The organism is Streptomyces sp. NPDC086080 (genome assembly GCF_044540255.1).
Classification (GTDB): domain Bacteria; phylum Actinomycetota; class Actinomycetes; order Streptomycetales; family Streptomycetaceae; genus Streptomyces.
The window spans coordinates 70,804-88,628 of the sequence record NZ_JBITRU010000016.1 but is presented as its reverse complement, the minus strand read 5'-3'; the positions used below and the strand labels follow the sequence as shown (position 1 = coordinate 88,628).

Here is a 17,825-nt window from a genome sequence, read left to right as displayed (position 1 = left end):
TTCAGACCCCCTCGGACCGGCGGGCGGCGGCCAGCCGGACCGCGTCCATGATCTTCTCGTAGCCGGTGCAGCGGCACAGGTTGCCGGACAGGGCCTCGCGGATGTCCGCGTCGCTCGGGTCGGGGTTGCGCTCCAGCATCTCGTCGGCGGCGACCAGCAGCCCCGGGGTGCAGAAGCCGCACTGGACGGCGCCGGCGTCGATGAACGCCTGCTGGACGGGGGCCAGTCCGGTGCCCTCGCCGGTCTCCGGGCCGGTGCCGTGAACCGGCCGGCCCTCGTCGGGCGGGGTGCCGCACGTCCCGCCGGCCTGGCGGGAGCGCCGCGCGGCGAGGGCCGCCAGGCCCTCCACGGTGACGACCTCGCGGCCCTGGGCCTGTCCTGCGGCGACGAGACAGGAGCACACGGGCACCCCGTCGAGCCGGACCGTGCAGGAGCCGCACTCGCCCTGTTCGCAGGCGTTCTTGGAACCGGGCAGTCCGAGCCGTTCGCGCAGCACGTACAGCAGGGACTCGCCCTCCCAGACGTCGTCCGCTTCCTGGGGGCGTCCGTTGACGGTGAACTCGACGCGCATCACGCGGCTCCCTTGGTGGTGCGGTGGGTGCCGCGGTAGGACTCCCAGGTCCAGGTCAGGGTGCGGCGCGCCATGACATCGACCGCGTGGCGGCGGTAGCCCGCGGTGCCCCGGACGTCGTCGATGGGGTTGCAGGCGGCCGCGCACAGGTCCGCGAACCGCTGGGCGACCGAGGGGGTGACGATCTTCCCGTTGTCCCAGAAGCCGCCCTCCTCCAGCGCCGCGTTCAGGAACTCCTCGGCGACGTGTGCCCGGATGGGCGTCGGGGCGGCCGAGCCGATGCCCGTACGCACCGTCCTGGTCTCCGGGTGGAGCGCGAGCCCGAAGGCGCACACGGCGATGACCATGGCGTTGCGGGTGCCGACCTTGGAGTACTGCTGCGGGCCGTCGGCCTTCTTGATGTGGACGGCGCGGATGAGTTCGTCGGGCGCCAGCGCGTTGCGCTTCACGCCGGTGTAGAAGGCGTCGATCGGGATGCGACGCGTGCCGCGTACCGACTCGGCCTCGACCTCGGCTCCGGCGGCGAGCAGTGCCGGGTGGGCGTCGCCGGCCGGGGAGGCGGTGCCGAGGTTGCCGCCGACGCCGCCGCGGTTGCGGATCTGCGGGGAGGCCACCGTGTGCGAGGCGAGGGCGAGGCCCGGCAGCTCGGCGCGCAGATGCTCCATGATCTTCGCGTACGGGACGGAGGCGCCGAGCCGTACGCTGTCCTCCCCGACCTCCCATTCCTCGAGGTCGCCGATGCGGTTCAGGTCCATGAGGTATTCGGGCCGGCGGTGGTCGAAGTTGATCTCGACCATCACGTCGGTGCCACCCGCGATGGGCACGGCGGTGGGGTGCTCGGCCTTCGCGGCGAGCGCCTCCTCCCAGCCGGCGGGGCGAAGGAAGTCCATGAACGGCTCTCTTCTTCGTCTCGTAAGGCGTTCGGATTGAGCCAATCCGTGTGCGGCGGGCCCGGCTCGTTCATGCGGTGTTCCGTGCGCTGTTCCGTGCGCTGTTCACGCGGTGCTCCATGCGGTGTTCACGCGGAATGGGTCCAGTACACCGCTGTGTGCTCCGCCCGGGTCAGTCACGGAAACCATGAACGAGTGAGCTGGCCAGTAAAGGCATCTTGTAGATTCGTATGAACGGAGGCCGTCCGTGTCCTCCCCGCCCTCCTCCGGAAACGGAGGACGCGGTCCAGGGATCGGCCGACACCCCTGATCAGCCACCCACGGGCGCTCACCGGAAGATCCCTTCAGGGTCCATCGTAGACATCGAGACAGAAACGGCGGCAACGAGAATGCGGCTGCGCGCACTGCTGGACACCGACGCGCTGGGCCTGGAACTGCTCGGTGGCGAGGACGAGCTGGACCGCGGTGTGCGTGGGGTGATGACCACCGATCTGAGGGACCCCAGCCGCTATCTCTCGGGCGGGGAACTGGTGCTCACCGGACTGGCCTGGCGCCGGGACGCCGCCGACTCCGAACCGTTCGTCCGCCTGCTGACGCAGGCCGGGGTGGCGGCGCTCGCGGCCGGCACGGCGGAGCTGGGCGAGGTGCCGGACGACCTGGTCGCGGCCTGTGCGCGGCACCGGCTGCCGTTGCTCGCGGTGCACGAGTCGGTGGCCTTCGCGACCATCACCGAGCATGTCGTACGGCAGGTCTCCGGCGAGCGCGCCGGGGATCTCGCGGCCGTCGTGGACCGGCACCGGCGGATGATGACGTCGGGCCCTGCGGGCGGCGGCCCCGACGTCGTGCTCGACCTGCTCGGCTCCGACCTGGATCTGCGGGCCTGGGTGCTGTCGCCCACCGGGCGTCTGATCGCGGGACCGAAGGGGACGGGGCCGAAGGGGACGGGACCGGACCTGGTGGGGTCACCGGACACCTCCGGGGTGCCGGAGGCGGAGCCGGCGCTGCCCGCCGACGTGTGCGTACGGCTCGCGGCGGAGCAGCTGGCGGCCGTCCGCACCGGCCGGCCCGGACCGCACCGGGTGACCCTGGGGCAGACGACGTACAGCCTCTTTCCGGTGGGCACCGGCGAGCACACCGCGCCCGGCGCGCGGGACGTGCGCGAGAGCGTGCTGTCCGACTGGCTGCTGGCCGTCGAGGCCGATGCCGGGGACTGGGCCGGGGAACGGCTGGACCTGCTGAAGGGGGTCACCCAGCTGATCGCCGTCGAACGGGACCGCCGGGACGCGGCGCGCACGGTGCGGCGCCGGCTCGCCCAGGAGGTGCTGGAGCTGGTCCAGACGGGGGCCGCGCCCGCCGAGATCGCGGCACGGCTTCGGGTGGCCGCTCCGGTGCTGCTGCCCGGGCTCGGGACCGCGCCGCACTGGCAGGTCGTGGTGGCCCGGGTCGAGTGGGACGGCGGGGAGGTCGACGGCGGGCCGGTGGCACGGGCCTTGCTGGAGGAGATCCTGGTCGACCCCGCGTCGACCGGCTCCGGGCACGTCGACCGCATCGCGGTGGCGCACACGGGGGACGAGGCGATCGCGCTGGTACCGCTGCCCGCGGTGACCGGCGGGGACGACCACTCCGTCCAGGGAGTGCTCGCCGACGCCCTGCTGGAGGCCGTGCGCGATCCGCTCGCCGCCGGCCTCGACGGGGACGGCCGGCTCACCCTCGGTGTCTCCGCCGCCGTGCACTCCGCGGAGGGGCTGCGCGGCGCGCTGGAGGAGGCACGGCACGCCCGGCGCGTGGCCGCCGCCCGCCCGGGCCGGGTCTGCGCGGCCGGCCACCAGGAGCTCGCCTCGCACGTCCTGCTGCTCCCCTTCGTCCCCGACGACGTACGCCGTGCCTTCACCGCCCGCCTGCTGGACCCCCTGCGGGACTACGACCGCCGGCACCGCGCCGAGCTGATCCCCACGCTGGAGGCGTTCCTCGACTGCGACGGTTCCTGGACCCGCTGCGCCTCCCGTCTCCACCTGCACGTCAACACGCTGCGCTACCGCGTCGGCCGCATCGAACAGCTGACGGGCCGTGACCTGTCCCGCCTGGAGGACAAGCTGGACTTCTTCCTCGCACTGCGCATGAGTTGAGCCGAAGAGGATCTATCCGGCCGGTTCGGGGTCCGCAGCCCACGACTTTGTGAAATCCTTCACCCACCCTCTTGGCCGGGCCCTGTGGTTCGTGCTGAGATGCGGCCACCACTCAACAGCTCAATGGCGTGCTCGGGGAGGGCAACGTGGCGCATACCGCCATGTCCGGTGACGGAACGACCGCCGATGACGATCCTCTCCAGACGGCGGTGTGGCGGCTGCGCTCACGTGCCTGCTGGGCCGACGCCGCCGCGCTGCTCGCACCCGCCACCCCGGACACGGCCCTGCAGCGGGCATCGCTGCTGGTGGAGCGGTGTCTGTACACCGAGGCCGGGTGGGAGGAGGCCGAGGACGCGCTGCGTACGGCCGAGGCGCTGGCGCACACCGACGACGAGCGGGGGGCGGCCGCTTGTGAACGCGGGCACTTGGCCTACGCGGCCACGCTGTTCCGGGTCCGCGACCGGGCGGACGAGGCGCGGGCCGCACTCGGGCGGGCGGCGGCGCTGATCGCTCCGGGGGCGGCGGGGCGGCCGCTGCTGGACTTCCGGCGCGGGCTGATCGCGGAGAACCTCACCGGGTCCCCGCAGGCGGCACGGGCCGCGTACCGCCGGGCCCACGCGGGTGCCACCGCGCACGCCGACCAGCTGCTGCTGTCCGGCACGTGGCGGCACCTGGCGGGACTCGCCCTGCGCGACGGCGAATTGGCCGAGGCCCGGCACGGTTTCGCCGAATCCCTCCGGATCCGCGAGGAGTTGGGCTACCTCGTCGGCACGGCTCCGGCCCTGGTCTCCCTCGCCCACACGGAAGTCGAACCGGAGGCCTCCCGCCTCCGCGAGGAGGCCAACCGCCTCTTCCGCCTCCTGGGCGGCGTCCCCACCTGGCTGGCCGGCCAGCTGTCCCCGCCCACCCCGGGGGCGGCGACGGCATAACCGGCCTCGGCCCGTCCGGCGCCCGAAGGCAAGGCGTCAGCGCCGACAGGGGCCCCGGGGCCGCAGCCCCCGGGGGACGGGGAAAGGGACGGCGAGGCCAGGGCCCGTGGCGAAACTGGCGCCGTCGCCCTAAGGGCGGCGGCGCATCGCCCGAACAACGGCGGCGCGGCGTCCGAAGAACGGCGGCCCAGCCTCCGAAGAACGGGGGCCCATCGCCCGAAGAACGGGGGCGCGGCGTCCGAAGAACGGCGGCGCATCGCCAGAACGGCGGCGGCGCATCGCCCGAAGAACGGCGGCGCGGCGTCCGGTGTGTGCTCTCGGTGTGCCGGCGGGAAGCCCTCGTACCGGGCGTACCCGGGCTTTCGGCCGGTGCGGCGAGCGTGCGTGCCGGGCGTCGTCAGGCGGGCGCCACTTTCGCGACAGGACCTCACCGAGCCCGCGACGCCCCGCCCTCGGCAGAGCACACGCACGCGCACCACCCGCTCACACGGCCCCGCCGAAGTGCTCCCCCACCACCATCCGCACCACCTCCGCGTCCCCCGCGATCAACGCGTCCAGCAGCGCCACGTGCTCATGGGCGTCCGCGCCCAGTTCCGCCCGCCCCCGGGCACCGGAAACGCTCCCGACCAACGGCCACTGGGCCCGCCGGTGAAGATCTTCCGCGATCCGCACCAACTGCTCGTTACCGGCGAGACCGAGCACCGCACGGTGGAACGCGCGGTCGGACTCCGCATACGTCGCCCGGCACCCGGAGGACGCCGCACGCACGGTCGCCTCCGCGAGCGGCCTCAGTGCGGCCCACCGCTCGGCCGGCACGGTCCGCGCCAGCCGCAGGATCACGGGCACCTCGATCAGCGCCCGCACCTCGGCGAGTTCGGCCAGTTCCCGCATCCCCCGTTCGACGATCCGGAACCCCCGGTTGGGCACGACCTCGACCGCGCCCTCCTGGGTGAGCTGCTGCATGGCCTCCCGGACGGGCGTCGCGGAGACGCCGAACCGTTCGGCGAGCACAGGCGCGGAGTAGACCTCGCCGGGGCGCAGGTCGCCCGTCACCAGCGCGGTGCGCAGCGCGGCGAGGACCTGTCCGCGCACGGAGGACCGCTGGACGGCGGCCCGGGGCCGCGGCAGGGCCGATTCGCTGTGCGTGTGCTCACCGCGCGCGGTGCCGCCCTCCGCGCCACCCGGCCGGTCGGCGCCCTCGCCGGCGCCCGGCCGGTCTGCGCCCTCGGCGCCTCCCGGTCGCTCGCGGAGCCGGTCGTACTCGCCCTCGCGCGGCCGGCCGCGCTCGCCGCCCCGCTCACCGCCACCGCCCCGCCGCCGGTCCGTCTCACCCGGCTCCGCCCCCACGGAGCCCTGCATGCCCTGCTTCACCAGGTCCTCCCGCGGACGTGTCGGTACTTGCGGTCATTACGGCGGCTTGTCACCTCTGCGTCAAGCACGATAAGCGCACCGGACACCAGTTCACATCCCGGCGATCTTCGGTAAGGTGAGCCTTACCTTTATTACTCGGCCCCTCGAGACATGAATGGGTGGTCCCATGCCGGTGCCCGGTTCGGCCGTCGCGGACGCGTACGCCCGCCTGGCGGAGGCCTTTCCCGCGCTGGCCGTCACCGAACTCGGCGCCGACGAGGAACTGCCCAGGGGTGGCGGCTGGGTCGCCGCGTCGGAGCTCGCCGAGGGCGGTTCCGGTCTCGAATCCTTCCTGGCCTGGGACGACACCCAGGTGATGCGGGACTACGGCCGGCAGGCCCGACCGGACGTGATCGCCGGCTTCGGTCTGCACCGCTACGCCTGGCCCGCCTGCCTGCTGATCACCGTGCCATGGTTCCTGCACCGCCGGGTGCCGCGCTACCCCGTGACGCATGTCTCGTTCGACCGCACCGCCGCCGGCCTCGCGGTCGGGCGCATGGCCGTACGGCCGGACGGCTTCGCCTGTCTGCCCGGCGACCCCGCCGCCGGACTGCCCGGCGCCCGGGTGGTGCCCGACGAGGAGGCACTGCGGGCGGAGGTGCGCGCGGCGGCCGCCCAGCACCTCGAACCCGTCCTGGCGGGATTCGGCCCCCGGACGCGGCGGCGCGGCCGTGCCCTGTGGGGCATGGCGACCGACGAGATCGTCGAGAGCCTCTGGTACGTCTCCCAGCTGCTCGGCGAGGAGGAGCGGGGACTGAGCGAGCTGGAGCGGCTGCTGCCGGGCGCGACGACGCCGTACGTCGGCGCGGCGGCCTTCCGCCGGCCGGCCGGGGCCGACGGGGAGTCGGAGCGCGCGACCCGGGACCGGATCAGCTGCTGCATGTTCTACACGCTGCGCCCCGCCGACATCTGCGCCAGCTGCCCGCGCACCTGCGCCGGGAAGCGGACCGCCGGGCGTGCCACCGCCCCGGCCGCGCAGGCGAGTTGACACCGCGTCGAACAAGAGCGGACCTTCTGGGCCGTAGAATCGGCCGATCGACGCCCGCCAGAGGTCACGAGTGATTCACAATTTCCTCACCTGCCGCGGGAACTATCCGTGGAACCGCCTGTACGGGTAGTGTTATTCGAACTCAACTCCCGCCCCTCATGCGGCAGTTCGAGCAGATCGTCGCCCTGGGCACCCCCTCGCACCCCCTTGGCGGCCTCTTGCCCCGAAACCCCCTGAGGGCCGCTGGGATTGGGCCACTATGGCGGGCGTTACGCCCTATCCCAATGCAAGGGACCCCTAGATGAGACTGACCGACATATCGCTGAACTGGCTGCTTCCGGGCGCCGTGCTGCTCCTCGGCATGCTGGCGGCGGTGGCGGTGCTGGCGCGCGGAAAGCGCTCCTCGGTCAAGGACACGAGCGCGGACGACTCGTGGGAGCGCAGCGAGGAACGCCGTCGGCGCAAGGAAGCCCTCTACGGCACTTTCTCCTACGTCCTGCTGTTCTGCTGTGCGGCGGTGGCCGCCGCACTCTCCTTCCACGGGCTGGTCGGCTTCGGCGAGCAGAACCTGGGCCTGTCCGGCGGCTGGCAGTACCTCGTCCCCTTCGGTCTGGACGGAGCGGCGATGTTCTGTTCCGTGCTCGCCGTGCGCGAGGCCAGCCACGGTGACGCGGCCCTCGGTTCACGCATACTCGTATGGACGTTCGCCTTCGCCGCGGCCTGGTTCAACTGGGTCCACGCCCCCCGGGGCATCGACCACGCGGGCGCCCCGCACTTCTTCGCGGGTATGTCCCTGTCGGCGGCGGTCCTGTTCGACCGCGCGCTGAAGCAGACCCGCCGGGCCGCCCTGCGCGAACAGGGCCTGGTCCCGCGTCCGCTTCCCCAGATCCGTATGGTGCGCTGGCTGCGTGCCCCCCGGGAGACCTACGGCGCCTGGTCGCTGATGCTGCTGGAGGGCGTACGCAGCCTCGACGAGGCAGTCGAGGAGGTCCGCGAGGACAGGATCCGCAAGGCCGAGGCGAAGCAGCGCCGGCGGGGCGAGCAGCGGATGGAACGGGCCCGGCTGAAGGCGATCAGCCGTGGCCAGCGCGGCTTCATAGGCCGCGGCGGCGGGCGCGAGCTGGAGACCGCGACCGTGGAGCGCGAATCGGACATGGTTTCCGCGGAGCCTGCCCTATCGGCGAAGGAGGCCCTGCCCGTCCCCTCACGGCCCTCCCTGCAGCCGGTCCGCACCGGCGCTGACCCGATGCGGGTCGACCTCACCGCCGAGGACGACACCCAGGCCCTGCCGCGCCTGGACTCCCTGGAGCGCAAGCTCAAGGACCTCGAGCAGCAGTTCGGCTGACGTCTTGACGCCTGACGCCTGACGGGGGTGCGGCCCACACGGGCCGCACCCCCGCGCCGCGTCACCGGCCCTTCAGGCAGCGTCCGCCTCGAGTGCGAACCACACGGACTTGCCCACGTCGTGCCTGTTGACGCCCCATTCGTCGGCGAGCGACTCGACCAGCACCAGACCCCGGCCGTTCGTCCCCTCGTCGGCGCCCGGTACGCGCGGCCGCGGCTCACGCGCCACGAAGTCCCGTACCTCCACCCGCAGTCCCCGCGGTCCCACGGTGGCCGTCAGCACCGCCCCGTCGTCGGTGTGGACGAGCGCGTTGGTCACGAGCTCGCTGGTGAGCAGTTCCGCGACCGCGGACCGTTCCGGTGTCCCCCAGTGCGCGAGCAGTTCGCGCAGAGCCCTGCGGGACTCGGGTACCGCTCTCAGGTCCGCCCGTCCCAATGTGCGCCTCAGCTGAGCCGCCGAAGCCTGACTCCTCATGACCCCCGCCCGCGTGCCGTCGTCGATTCCCCCTGCTGGTCGAACGCGTTCACGGGAATCTTTGCCCGGTCACCCCACACGGCAGTCATGCCACTCGTCGACGAGCGGTTGTTGGCCGAAGTGCACTGGCCACGTATCCGCCCGGGGGGCCTGCCACCCTTACGGTCGGGGCACGTTGCGCAGATTGGACCGGGCCATCTGCGCCATCCGGCCGACGCCGCCGTCCAGCACCATCTTGGAGGCGGACAGGGCGAAGCCGGTCACCATCTCCTTGCTGATCTTCGGTGGGATGGACAACGCGTTGGGATCGGTGACGACGTCGACCAGGGCCGGCCCCTTGTGCTTGAACGCCGACTTCAGCGCCCCGGCGAGGTCCTTGGGCTTCTCCACCCGCAACCCGAAGGCACCGCAGGCGCGGGCGACGGCGGCGAAGTCGGGGTTCTTCATGGCGGTGCCGTGCGAGGGCAGTCCCGCGACGAGCATCTCCAACTCGACCATGCTGAGGGAGGAGTTGTTGAACAGGACGACCTTCACCGGCAGGTCGTACTGCACGAGGGTGAGGAGGTCCCCCATCAGCATGGTGAATCCGCCGTCGCCGGACATCGACACGACCTGCCGGCCCCGGTCGGTGAACTGCGCCCCGATGGCCATCGGCAGCGCGTTGGCCATCGAGCCGTGGGAGAAGGAACCGATCACCCGGCGGCGGCCGTTGGGCGAGATGTACCGGGCCGCCCAGACGTTGCACATGCCGGTGTCGACGGTGAACACCGCGTCGTCGTCCGCCAGTTCGTCCAGTACGGACGCCACGTACTCGGGGTGGATCGGCACATGCTTCTCCACCTTCCGCGTGTATGCCTTCACCACGCCTTCCAGCGCGTCCGCATGCTTCTTGAGCATCCGGTCGAGGAACTTCCGGTTGTCCTTGGTGCGCACCCGGGGCGTGAGACAGCGCAGGGTCTCCTTCACATCGCCCCACACCGCGAGGTCCAGCTGGGAGCGCCGGCCCAGGATCTCGGGCCGCACATCGACCTGGACGATCTTCACGTCGTCGGGGAGGAAGGCGTTGTACGGGAAGTCGGTGCCGAGCAGGATCAGCAGGTCGCACTCGTGGGTGGCCTCGTAGGCGGCACCGTAGCCGAGCAGTCCACTCATCCCGACGTCGTACGGATTGTCGTACTGGATCCACTCCTTGCCGCGCAGGGCGTGCCCGACCGGGGACTTGATCTTTCCCGCGAACTCCATCACCTCGGCGTGCGCGCCCTTGGTGCCGGCGCCGCAGAACAGGGTGACCTTCTCGGCCCTGTCGATCATGTCGATGAGGCGGTCGATCTCGTCGTCGCCGGGCCGGACGGTCGGCCGCGAGGTGACCAGGGCGGTTTCGGGGGCCTGGTCCGGGGCGGGTTCGTCGGCGAGGTCACCGGGGAGGGAGACGACGCTGACGCCGGAGCGGCCGACCGCGTGCTGGATGGCGGTGTCCAGCAGCCGGGGCATCTGCTTCGGGCTGGAGATCAGCTCGCTGTAGTGGCTGCACTCGCGGAACAGCCGGTCGGGGTGGGTCTCCTGGAAGTAGCCGAGACCGATCTCACTGGACGGGATGTGCGAGGCGAGGGCGAGGACCGGGGCCATGGAGCGGTGGGCGTCGTAAAGGCCGTTGATCAGGTGGAGGTTGCCGGGGCCGCAGGAGCCGGCGCAGGCGGCGAGCCTGCCGGTGATCTGGGCCTCGGCGCCGGCGGCGAAGGCGGCGGTCTCCTCGTGCCGGACGTGGATCCAGTCGATGGCGGAGTTGCGGCGCACGGCGTCGACGACCGGATTGAGGCTGTCTCCGACGACGCCGTACAGGCGTTTGACCCCCGCGCGGGTGAGGATGTCGACGAACTGTTCCGCGATGTTCTGTTTGGCCATGGGTTCCGTCTGCCCCTCCGGTGCCGAAGATGCCTGACGGGTTCCATGAATTCACACCGGGGGCACTCACGCCTCCCATACCGCGACGGCCGTCCGGTCGTCGGCGTATCCCTTGACCCGCACCTGGGTGTCGGCGAGGAACGCGGCGAGGCCGGGCGGTTCGGGGCGGGACCACCGGTCGGCCAGGTGGGCGCGGAGTTGACCCTCGCCCCGCAGCGGGTCGGCGAGGCCGGTCCCGCACAACAGCAGGGTGTCACCCGGTCGGGCTACGGAGGTACGGAAGCGGAAGGGCTCTCTGGGTGGTTCGGGGGCGGGCTCGTAGGGGCTCGGGGGTGTGGGGATGCCCAGGTCCATGGTGAGGTGGTCACCCGCGGAGGGCTCGGCGACCGGTGAGCCGAAGGAGAGCACGGGCTCACCCTTGACCTGGGCGACCTCCGGTTCGATGTCGCGCCACTCGCCGTCCCGCAGCCGGAACAGTCCGCCGGGGCCGACCCCGAAGAAGACCCGGGTGCGGCATTCGGGGTCGGCGGGCAGCAGGAGACAGCGCAGGCCGGCGGTGTAGGCGTCGGGTTCGAGGCCCCGCTCGGCCGCGCCGGCGCGGAGCCTGCCGAGGGTGCGGTCGGTGAGGCGGTGCAGCCCCGACTTGAGGTCGCCGCGCCGGGCCGCCCTGATGTCGTCGACGAGCCGGGCGTGGCTGCGCCCCACCGCACCACCGATCCAGCGGCAGGCCTCGGCGGCGGCCAGATGTGCCCCGGGCGCGGTCCGGGCGCCGGTCCCCAGCGCCACGAGGAGCAGCGCCCGCTCGCCCGTCCCGAACCGCGCGGTCAGCAGCGCGTCGCGCCGGGGCTCTCCCCGGTAACGCGCGGAGTCCCCGCGCACGGAGGCGGCCCGCAGGGTGCAGGCACCGTACCGGGCGCCGTCCAGCACGGTGTCCGGCACCAGGGCGTCCAGGTCGTCGGGGTCGGCTTCGGGGAGGGCGGTGGGCTCGGCGTCATAGGTCGGGGGCCGGGATCCGACGTAGCCGCGGGAGGGGGGCGCCGGGCGCGGTTCCCTCCGGGGGTCGGCGGGGGGCGGGGTGTCCCCGGGCGCGGGGGTGTCACCGCCTGCGGCGGGCCCCTGCTCCTCGGCGGCCGAGGCGGGGAAGGGCGTCCAGGTGCCGAAGGCGATGGGAGCCATGCCGGGCGCCGCGTCCTCCGGGGTCCCCCCGCCCACCCCCTGCGGGGCGCCCCGGCCCACGTTTCCCGGAGCTTCCCGGCTCACGTCCCCCGGACGCCTCCGACCCTCCGCCCCCGAGGTCCGCCGGCCGTCCCAGGCGGCATCCGGGCCCGCGTCCTCCCGGGCCTCTCGGCCCTCACTCTTGGGCACACCCTGACCCAGACCCTCCGGGGCACCCCGGCTCACGTCCCCTGGATTTCCTCGCCCCTCGTCCCCTGAGGTTCGCCGTCCGTCCGAGGGGACATTCCGGCCCGCGTCCTCCGCGTTCCCCCGCCCTCGACCCGCCTCACCGGCCATGCCCCTGCCCGCATCCTCCGGCGTTCGCCGGCCCACACTCCCGGGAATACCCCGACCCTCGCCCCCCGAGGTTCGCCGACCGTCCGAGGGGACATTCCGGCCCGCGTCCTCCGCGTTCCCCCGCCCTCGACCCGCCTCACCGGCCATGCCCCTGCCCGCATCCTCCGGCGTTCGCCGGCCCACACTCCCGGGAACGCCCCGACCCTCGCCCCCCGAGGTGCCCCGGCCGGCCCTGGGGGCGCCCCGGTCGGCAGGCTCCGGGGTCCTTTCTCCCTTCCCGGAAGCAGTCCAGCCGCTGCCCTCCGCGGAACCGCCGGCTTCGCCCTCGGGGGTACCCCGCCCCGCACCGTCCGGGGCCCGGCGGCCGTCTCCGGGAGCACCACGGCCCGGGTCTCCCGGGACTCGCCCACCGTCTCCGGAGGCACTCCGGCCGCCGCCCCTGTTCTCCGAGTCGCCGCGACGCGCGCCCCCGGGGATGCCCCGCCCCGCATCCTCGTCGGGCTGCGGCGCGGGCGGTCGGCGGGGTGGTGGGGGAAAGGTCACCGGGCCCACCGGCACGGCGGGCGGAGGCTCCCACGGGGCGCCGGAGGGCGGGGCGGAAGGCGGACGGGGCGTGGGGAATCCCGTCACCGGCGCCGGCCGGCCGGCGTCCAGCGCGCCGGACGCCGAGGCGAAGCGGTCGTCCAGGGAATCGGGCGCCGGTGCGGGCCCGGTGTCGTCGGTGGCGTCGTCGTACAGCTGTCCCCACCAGTCGTCCTCGGGACCGGTGGGCCTTCCCCCCTGCTGACTCATGCCCCCAATTGTCGCCCGCGCGGGCGGGTTGAAAACGGGGCATCCGGAAAATCTCCGCCCGGCGGCATCCGCGGGAGGGCCGCCCGGGTGAAGGACGGGACGACTGTGCTAGGGGGGTCACGGGGGCAGCTCCGCCCCGCGTCGCGTCGCTCCCGCACGCTCGCTCTGCGACGCCCGCCCGCCTCCGGCACTCTGGACAGATGGGAGCGTGGGACCTCCTGCTGGCCGGACTGGTGCTCCTGCTCGGCCTGTGCGGAGTACTGCTGCCAGGGGTGCCCGGCTCGTGGCTGGTGTGGGCCGCGGTCCTGTGGTGGGCGCTGAAGGATCCGCAGCCCCTCGCGTGGTGGGTGTGCGTGGGGGCGACCGTCGTCCTGCTGCTGTCCCAGGTGGTCCGCTGGGCCCTGCCGCCCCGCCGGCTGCGCGCGGGCGGCGCCGACGCCCGGATGCTGGCGTACGCGGGCTGCGGGTCGCTCCTGGGGTTCGTCCTGCTGCCCGTGCTCGGTTCGGTCCCGGGCTTCCTGGGCGGCATCTACCTCCATGAGCGGCTCCGCCTCGGCCGCCGCGGCGAGGCGGCCGCCGCGACGCGCACGGCGATGCGCTCGGGGGGCTGGAGCCTGCTGACGGAGCTGTTCGCCTGCCAGCTGATCACGGCCGCGTGGCTGGGCGCGGTGTTCTGGGGCTGACCGCGGCGGGCCGCCCTCTCCTCCCCCGTGTCCGCCTCCTCCCGTTCACGGCCGCAGGACGCCCTCATGGGTCAGCAGCCGCACCTTCCGCTCCAGCCCGCCCGCGTACCCGGTGAGCGAGCCGTCGGAGCCGATCACCCGGTGGCAGGGGCGGACGATGAGCAGGGGATTGGCGCCGATCGCGCCACCGACCGCGCGTACGGCGGCCCGGGGCGCACCGATCCGCGCCGCGATCTCGCCGTAGGAGACGGTCGCCCCGTACGGGACGTCGTCGAGGGCGGCCCACACCTTCTCGCGGAACGGAGTGCCCACGGCCCTCATGGGCAGCCGGAACTCCTTCAGCTCCCCGGCGAAGTACGCGGCGAGCTGCCCTTCGGCCTCGCGGAACGGCCCCGGATCGCCCCGCCAGTCGTCGAGCACGGTACGCCCGCCCTTCTGGCCCCGCACGGAGAGCGAGGTCAGCTCGCCGGTCGGGGCGGCGGTGAGCAGCAGCGGCCCGACGGGGCTGCCGACGCTCGTCCAGTACGTCACGGTCTCCATGATCACTCCAACTCCCCTGCGGCACGCAGGTGGTTCAGGGCGTACGAGCGCCAGGGGCGCCAGCTGTCGGGGGCGTCCGGACCGGGCGGGGCCACGTCGGGGTCGCCGAGGGCACGGGTGCGGATGACGGCGATCGTCCGTTCGTCCAGGCCGGGGACGGCGGCGAGGGCGTCCCCGGCGGTGTCCCGGTCGGCGCCGGGATCGAGGCGTACGGTGCCGTCCGCGAGGGCGGCGGTGAGCGCGCCCAGGGCGCCGTCGGTGGCCCCGGCGAGGACGGCGGGTTCGGGGAACAGGTGGGTGAGGCTTCCGCAGGGGGCGTCGAGCATCTTGCCGTGACGCCGGACCAGCTCGGCGGCGTCCGCGGGGCCCACGAGCGCGCGTACCGCCAGTTCGTCGGGGTCGGTGGCACCGGGTGAGCGCAGCCCGGGGCGGGCGGCGACCAGCGGGGCGAGCCGCGGGTCGGCGCCGAGGCGTCCGTCGACGGCGTAGGGGTCGGCGTCCAGGTCGAACAGCCGCCGCAGCCGGTGCACGGCGGTGGTCAGATCGCGCGGGTCGGTGAGGTGGACCCGGGCGTCGAGCCAGCCGCCGGGGTGGGCGCCCGTCCCGGTGTGGGCGCGTTCGCCGACCGCCGCGATGCCGGTGCCGTAGGGCAGCCGCAGGGTGCGCCGGTAGGTGCGGGTGCCGGGGGTACCGCTCATGTCCTCCACGCCGGGCACGGCCTCGCGCTCCAGCAGGTCGAAGACCGGGCCCGCCCGGTAGGGGCCCCGGTGGGCGAGCCGCAGCGGGATCCCGGCGGACGGTGCGGCGGTCCGGCCACCGCGGGGCGCGGCGGCCCGCAGCCCGCTGGGGGTGGTGGCGTACACCGCCCGCACGGTGTCGTTGAACTGCCGCACACTGGCGAAACCGGAGGCGAAGGCGATCTCGGTGACCGGCAGGCCTGTGGTCTGCAGGAGCACCCGCGCGGCGTGCGCCCGCTGGGCCCGGGCGAGGGCGACGGGACCGGCGCCGAGTTCGCCGGTCAGCTGGCGCTGCACCTGGCGGGCGCTGTAGCCGAGCCGGGCGGCGAGTCCGGCGACGCCCTCGCGGTCGACGACGCCGTCGGCGATCAGCCGCATGGCCCGGCCCACGGCGTCGGCCCGTACGTTCCACTCGGCGGAGCCGGGCACGGCGTCCGGGCGGCACCGCCGGCAGGCCCGGAACCCGGATCCCTGCGCGGCGGCGGCGGTCGCGAAGAACCGCACGTGGGGCCGCTTCGGGGTGACGGCGGGGCAGCTGGGCCGGCAGTAGATGCCGGTCGTCCGCACGGCGAAGAAGAACGCCCCGTCGAACCGGGCGTCCCGGCTGCGCACCGCCTCGTACCTGCTGTCCTCGTCCATCACACCGTCCAGTCTCCGCCACCCGGGATGCCCCGGCTGGCGGAAATCGGACATCACGGTGGTGACGACGGGACCTACCGCAGACGGCCCCGCTTGGCCTCCATCGCCGCCTTGCCGAGGGCGCCCTTGCGCTTCCAGTCCTTGCGGATCTCCGCGCGGAGCCGGGCGTCGGTCTTGGCCACGATGTACTGGTTCTCCCGGAGCAGCTTGCGGTAGCTGTCCAGGCGGCGCTGCGGCAGCTGCCCGGTCTCGATGGCTTCGAGGACGGCGCAGCCCGGCTCGCTCTCGTGGGCGCAGTCGTGGAACCGGCAGCCCTCGGCGAACTCCTCGATCTCGGCGAACACCTGGCCGACACCGGTTCCGGCGTCCCACAGGCCGACGCCCCGCAGCCCCGGGGTGTCGATGAGGACACCCCCGCCGGGCAGCGCCAGCAGGTTGCGGGTGGTCGTGGTGTGGCGGCCCTTTCCGTCGGCGTCCCGGGTGGCCCGGACGTCCATGACGTCCTCGCCGAGGAGCGCGTTGGCCAGGGTGGACTTTCCGGCGCCGGACTGTCCGAGCAGCACCGAGGTGCCCCCGGCCGTGACGGCGGTGAGGACGTCCAGGCCGACCCCGTCCACTGCGCTGACGGCGAGGACCGGCACGCCCGGCGCGCTGGTCTCGACGTCCTGGACGAGATGCGCGAGGGTCGCGGCGTCCGGCACGAGGTCGGCCTTGGTGAGCACGACCACCGGCTGCGCACCGGACTCCCAGGCCAGCGCGAGGAACCGTTCGACGCGGGCCAGGTCAAGTTCGACCGCGAGCGAGACGGCGACGACGGCGTGGTCGACGTTGGCGGCGAGGATCTGCCCCTCGGACCGCTTGGAGGAGGTGGAGCGCACGAAGGCGGTGCGGCGCGGCAGATACGCGCGGACGTAGCGGGGATTGCCGCCGGGTTCGACGGCGACCCAGTCGCCCGTGCACACGACCCGCAGGGGGTCGTGCGGGGTGACGAAGGCGGTGTCGGCCCGCAGGATCCCGCCGGGGGTGACGACGTCGCACTGCCCGCGGTCGACCCGGACGACGCGTCCGGGCAGCAGCCCGTCCTCGGCGTACGGGGCGAACGCGTCGGCCCAGGCGTCGTTCCAGCCGTAAGGGGCGAGCGCGGACGAAGGAGAGTGGGAACTCAAGAGGGGTGACCCTTCTCAAGGGTGGCCCCGGCGGCCGCGTGCCGTGTTACGCACGCGGAACAGGAAAGGTGAGGTCAGCCGGTGGCCACGGAGGTGGAGTGGACGAACGTCTGGATGCGGGCACGGCCCGTCGCGGCGACAGCCATCGGTCACACCTCCCGTTGCGCACTCGGATCGACATCATGGGCGTTCGCGACTCCGGTCGTCGAACGCTGCGGGACTCACCTTAGGGGGCCATGGGCCCGCGTGCCATCGCTTTTTCCCCCGGGTGCGGGCCTCGGACCACCGGGGATCACCCGGGACCGGGCCAACGGCAACCCGGGACCGGACCAGCGGCCCGTCCCCGGGGTCCGTGACGGCGTCCTACACGGGCGTCCGGTCCTCCTCGAAGATGCGCTGCAGCGAGCTGCGCGCACCGTCCAGGTGGGCCTCCATGCGGCGGATCGCCGCTTCGGCGTCACCGGCGCGCAGCGCGTCCAGTATCGCGCCGTGCTCGGCGACGATGCGCTCGCGCCCCAGGGTGTGCCGGGTCTGCACCATGCACAGGTGCATCTCGCCCTTGATGCCCCGGTAGAGCCGGCTGAGCCGGGGGCTGCCGATCGCGTCCACCAGTGACTGGTGGAAGCCCAGATCGAATTCGACGAAGGCGCTGTGCGGCGCGTCGGGGTCGAGCCGCCCGAGATCCGCGATGGCCCGCTCGGCGGCGGTCACCGGTACCGCGTCGCGCTCGACGAGAACCCGTACGACGTGCGTCTCGAGCGGCGTGCGGACCAGGAACAGATCGTCGACGTCGCCCCAGGTGAGATGGGGCACATAGGCCGACTTGTTGGCGTGGCGGTGCAGAAGTCCCTCATGGACCAGGACGGTGATCGCACTGCGGGCGGTGGGCCGCGAGACGCCGTAGTCGGTCGCGATCTCGGTTTCGGCTATGGCCGTGCCCGGCCTCACCTGACCGTCGAGCACCCGGTCGCGCAGGGATGCGGCAAGAGCCTCGACGACCGAGACGGTGGACAGCCGGATGGCGGCGTCCTGAGCCATGAATACCTCCGAAGGGAACGACGTCATTCTCTCACGCAGGCGTACGCGATCCATTGACAGACAAGTTCGATTGTCTGACAATC

15 protein-coding genes are annotated in these 17,825 nt (G+C 73.4%); 5 read left to right on the top strand and 10 right to left on the bottom strand.

The annotated features are described in order from the left end of the window. Position 1: 1 nt before the first annotated feature. Positions 2-571: a (2Fe-2S)-binding protein gene (locus tag ACIF9R_RS20110; RefSeq protein WP_399981698.1), complete on the bottom strand. Its 570-nt coding sequence runs from the start codon at positions 569-571 to the stop codon at positions 2-4. After that, a complete protein-coding gene (locus ACIF9R_RS20105) occupies positions 571-1,461 on the bottom strand; it encodes an FAD binding domain-containing protein (protein WP_399981695.1) in 891 nt (296 codons plus the stop codon). The genes ACIF9R_RS20110 and ACIF9R_RS20105 overlap by 1 nt, the downstream gene beginning before the upstream one ends. Before the next feature lie 389 nt (positions 1,462-1,850). Here ACIF9R_RS20105 and ACIF9R_RS20100 point away from each other — a divergent pair, with 389 nt between their 5' ends. Further along, positions 1,851-3,587: a PucR family transcriptional regulator gene (locus tag ACIF9R_RS20100; RefSeq protein ID WP_399981693.1), complete on the top strand. Its 1,737-nt coding sequence runs from the start codon at positions 1,851-1,853 to the stop codon at positions 3,585-3,587. 161 nt (positions 3,588-3,748) lie between these two features. Beyond that, positions 3,749-4,516 carry a hypothetical protein gene (locus ACIF9R_RS20095; protein ID WP_399981909.1) on the top strand — a complete coding sequence of 256 codons (768 nt, stop codon included), beginning with the start codon at positions 3,749-3,751 and terminating at the stop codon, positions 4,514-4,516. A 483-nt stretch (positions 4,517-4,999) separates the two neighbouring features. Here ACIF9R_RS20095 and ACIF9R_RS20090 read toward each other — a convergent pair whose 3' ends face one another. Then, a complete protein-coding gene (locus ACIF9R_RS20090) occupies positions 5,000-5,887 on the bottom strand; it encodes a GntR family transcriptional regulator (RefSeq protein WP_399981691.1) in 888 nt (295 codons plus the stop codon). Positions 5,888-6,053: 166 nt separating this feature from the next. Between ACIF9R_RS20090 and ACIF9R_RS20085 the strand changes: the two genes are divergently transcribed. Together ACIF9R_RS20085 and ACIF9R_RS20080 are read left to right on the top strand one after the other, a co-directional pair. Further along, positions 6,054-6,914, top strand: a complete 861-nt coding sequence (locus ACIF9R_RS20085; protein WP_399981688.1) for a (2Fe-2S)-binding protein — start codon at positions 6,054-6,056, stop codon at positions 6,912-6,914. A 301-nt stretch (positions 6,915-7,215) separates the two neighbouring features. Then, positions 7,216-8,259 (top strand): DUF2637 domain-containing protein, encoded by a 1,044-nt coding sequence (locus tag ACIF9R_RS20080; protein WP_399981685.1) that lies wholly within the window; start codon positions 7,216-7,218, stop codon positions 8,257-8,259. 72 nt (positions 8,260-8,331) lie between these two features. Here ACIF9R_RS20080 and ACIF9R_RS20075 read toward each other — a convergent pair whose 3' ends face one another. The 3 genes from ACIF9R_RS20075 to ACIF9R_RS20065 all read right to left on the bottom strand — a co-directional run bounded on the left by ACIF9R_RS20075 (position 8,332) and on the right by ACIF9R_RS20065 (position 12,012). Further along, positions 8,332-8,733 carry an ATP-binding protein gene (locus tag ACIF9R_RS20075; RefSeq protein ID WP_399981682.1) on the bottom strand — a complete coding sequence of 134 codons (402 nt, stop codon included), beginning with the start codon at positions 8,731-8,733 and terminating at the stop codon, positions 8,332-8,334. A gap of 159 nt (positions 8,734-8,892) precedes the next feature. Beyond that, positions 8,893-10,635: a pyruvate dehydrogenase gene (locus ACIF9R_RS20070; protein ID WP_399981680.1), complete on the bottom strand. Its 1,743-nt coding sequence runs from the start codon at positions 10,633-10,635 to the stop codon at positions 8,893-8,895. 66 nt (positions 10,636-10,701) lie between these two features. Next, positions 10,702-12,012 (bottom strand): protein phosphatase 2C domain-containing protein, encoded by a 1,311-nt coding sequence (locus ACIF9R_RS20065; RefSeq protein WP_399981907.1) that lies wholly within the window; start codon positions 12,010-12,012, stop codon positions 10,702-10,704. A 1,127-nt stretch (positions 12,013-13,139) separates the two neighbouring features. Here ACIF9R_RS20065 and ACIF9R_RS20060 point away from each other — a divergent pair. Next, positions 13,140-13,622 carry a DUF456 domain-containing protein gene (locus ACIF9R_RS20060; RefSeq protein WP_399981678.1) on the top strand — a complete coding sequence of 161 codons (483 nt, stop codon included), beginning with the start codon at positions 13,140-13,142 and terminating at the stop codon, positions 13,620-13,622. Between the two features lie 45 nt (positions 13,623-13,667). On the opposite strand, the gene ACIF9R_RS20055 is transcribed toward ACIF9R_RS20060, so the two are convergent. The 4 genes from ACIF9R_RS20055 to ACIF9R_RS20040 form a co-directional block, all read right to left on the bottom strand. Beyond that, positions 13,668-14,162: a methylated-DNA--[protein]-cysteine S-methyltransferase gene (locus tag ACIF9R_RS20055; protein ID WP_399981675.1), complete on the bottom strand. Its 495-nt coding sequence runs from the start codon at positions 14,160-14,162 to the stop codon at positions 13,668-13,670. Positions 14,163-14,164: 2 nt separating this feature from the next. After that, positions 14,165-15,538, bottom strand: a complete 1,374-nt coding sequence (locus ACIF9R_RS20050; RefSeq protein WP_399981905.1) for an AlkA N-terminal domain-containing protein — start codon at positions 15,536-15,538, stop codon at positions 14,165-14,167. A gap of 74 nt (positions 15,539-15,612) precedes the next feature. Further along, a complete protein-coding gene (gene rsgA, locus ACIF9R_RS20045; protein ID WP_399981672.1) occupies positions 15,613-16,704 on the bottom strand; it encodes a ribosome small subunit-dependent GTPase A in 1,092 nt (363 codons plus the stop codon). A 363-nt stretch (positions 16,705-17,067) separates the two neighbouring features. After that, positions 17,068-17,742: a GntR family transcriptional regulator gene (locus ACIF9R_RS20040; protein ID WP_399981669.1), complete on the bottom strand. Its 675-nt coding sequence runs from the start codon at positions 17,740-17,742 to the stop codon at positions 17,068-17,070. Positions 17,743-17,825 lie beyond the last annotated feature (83 nt).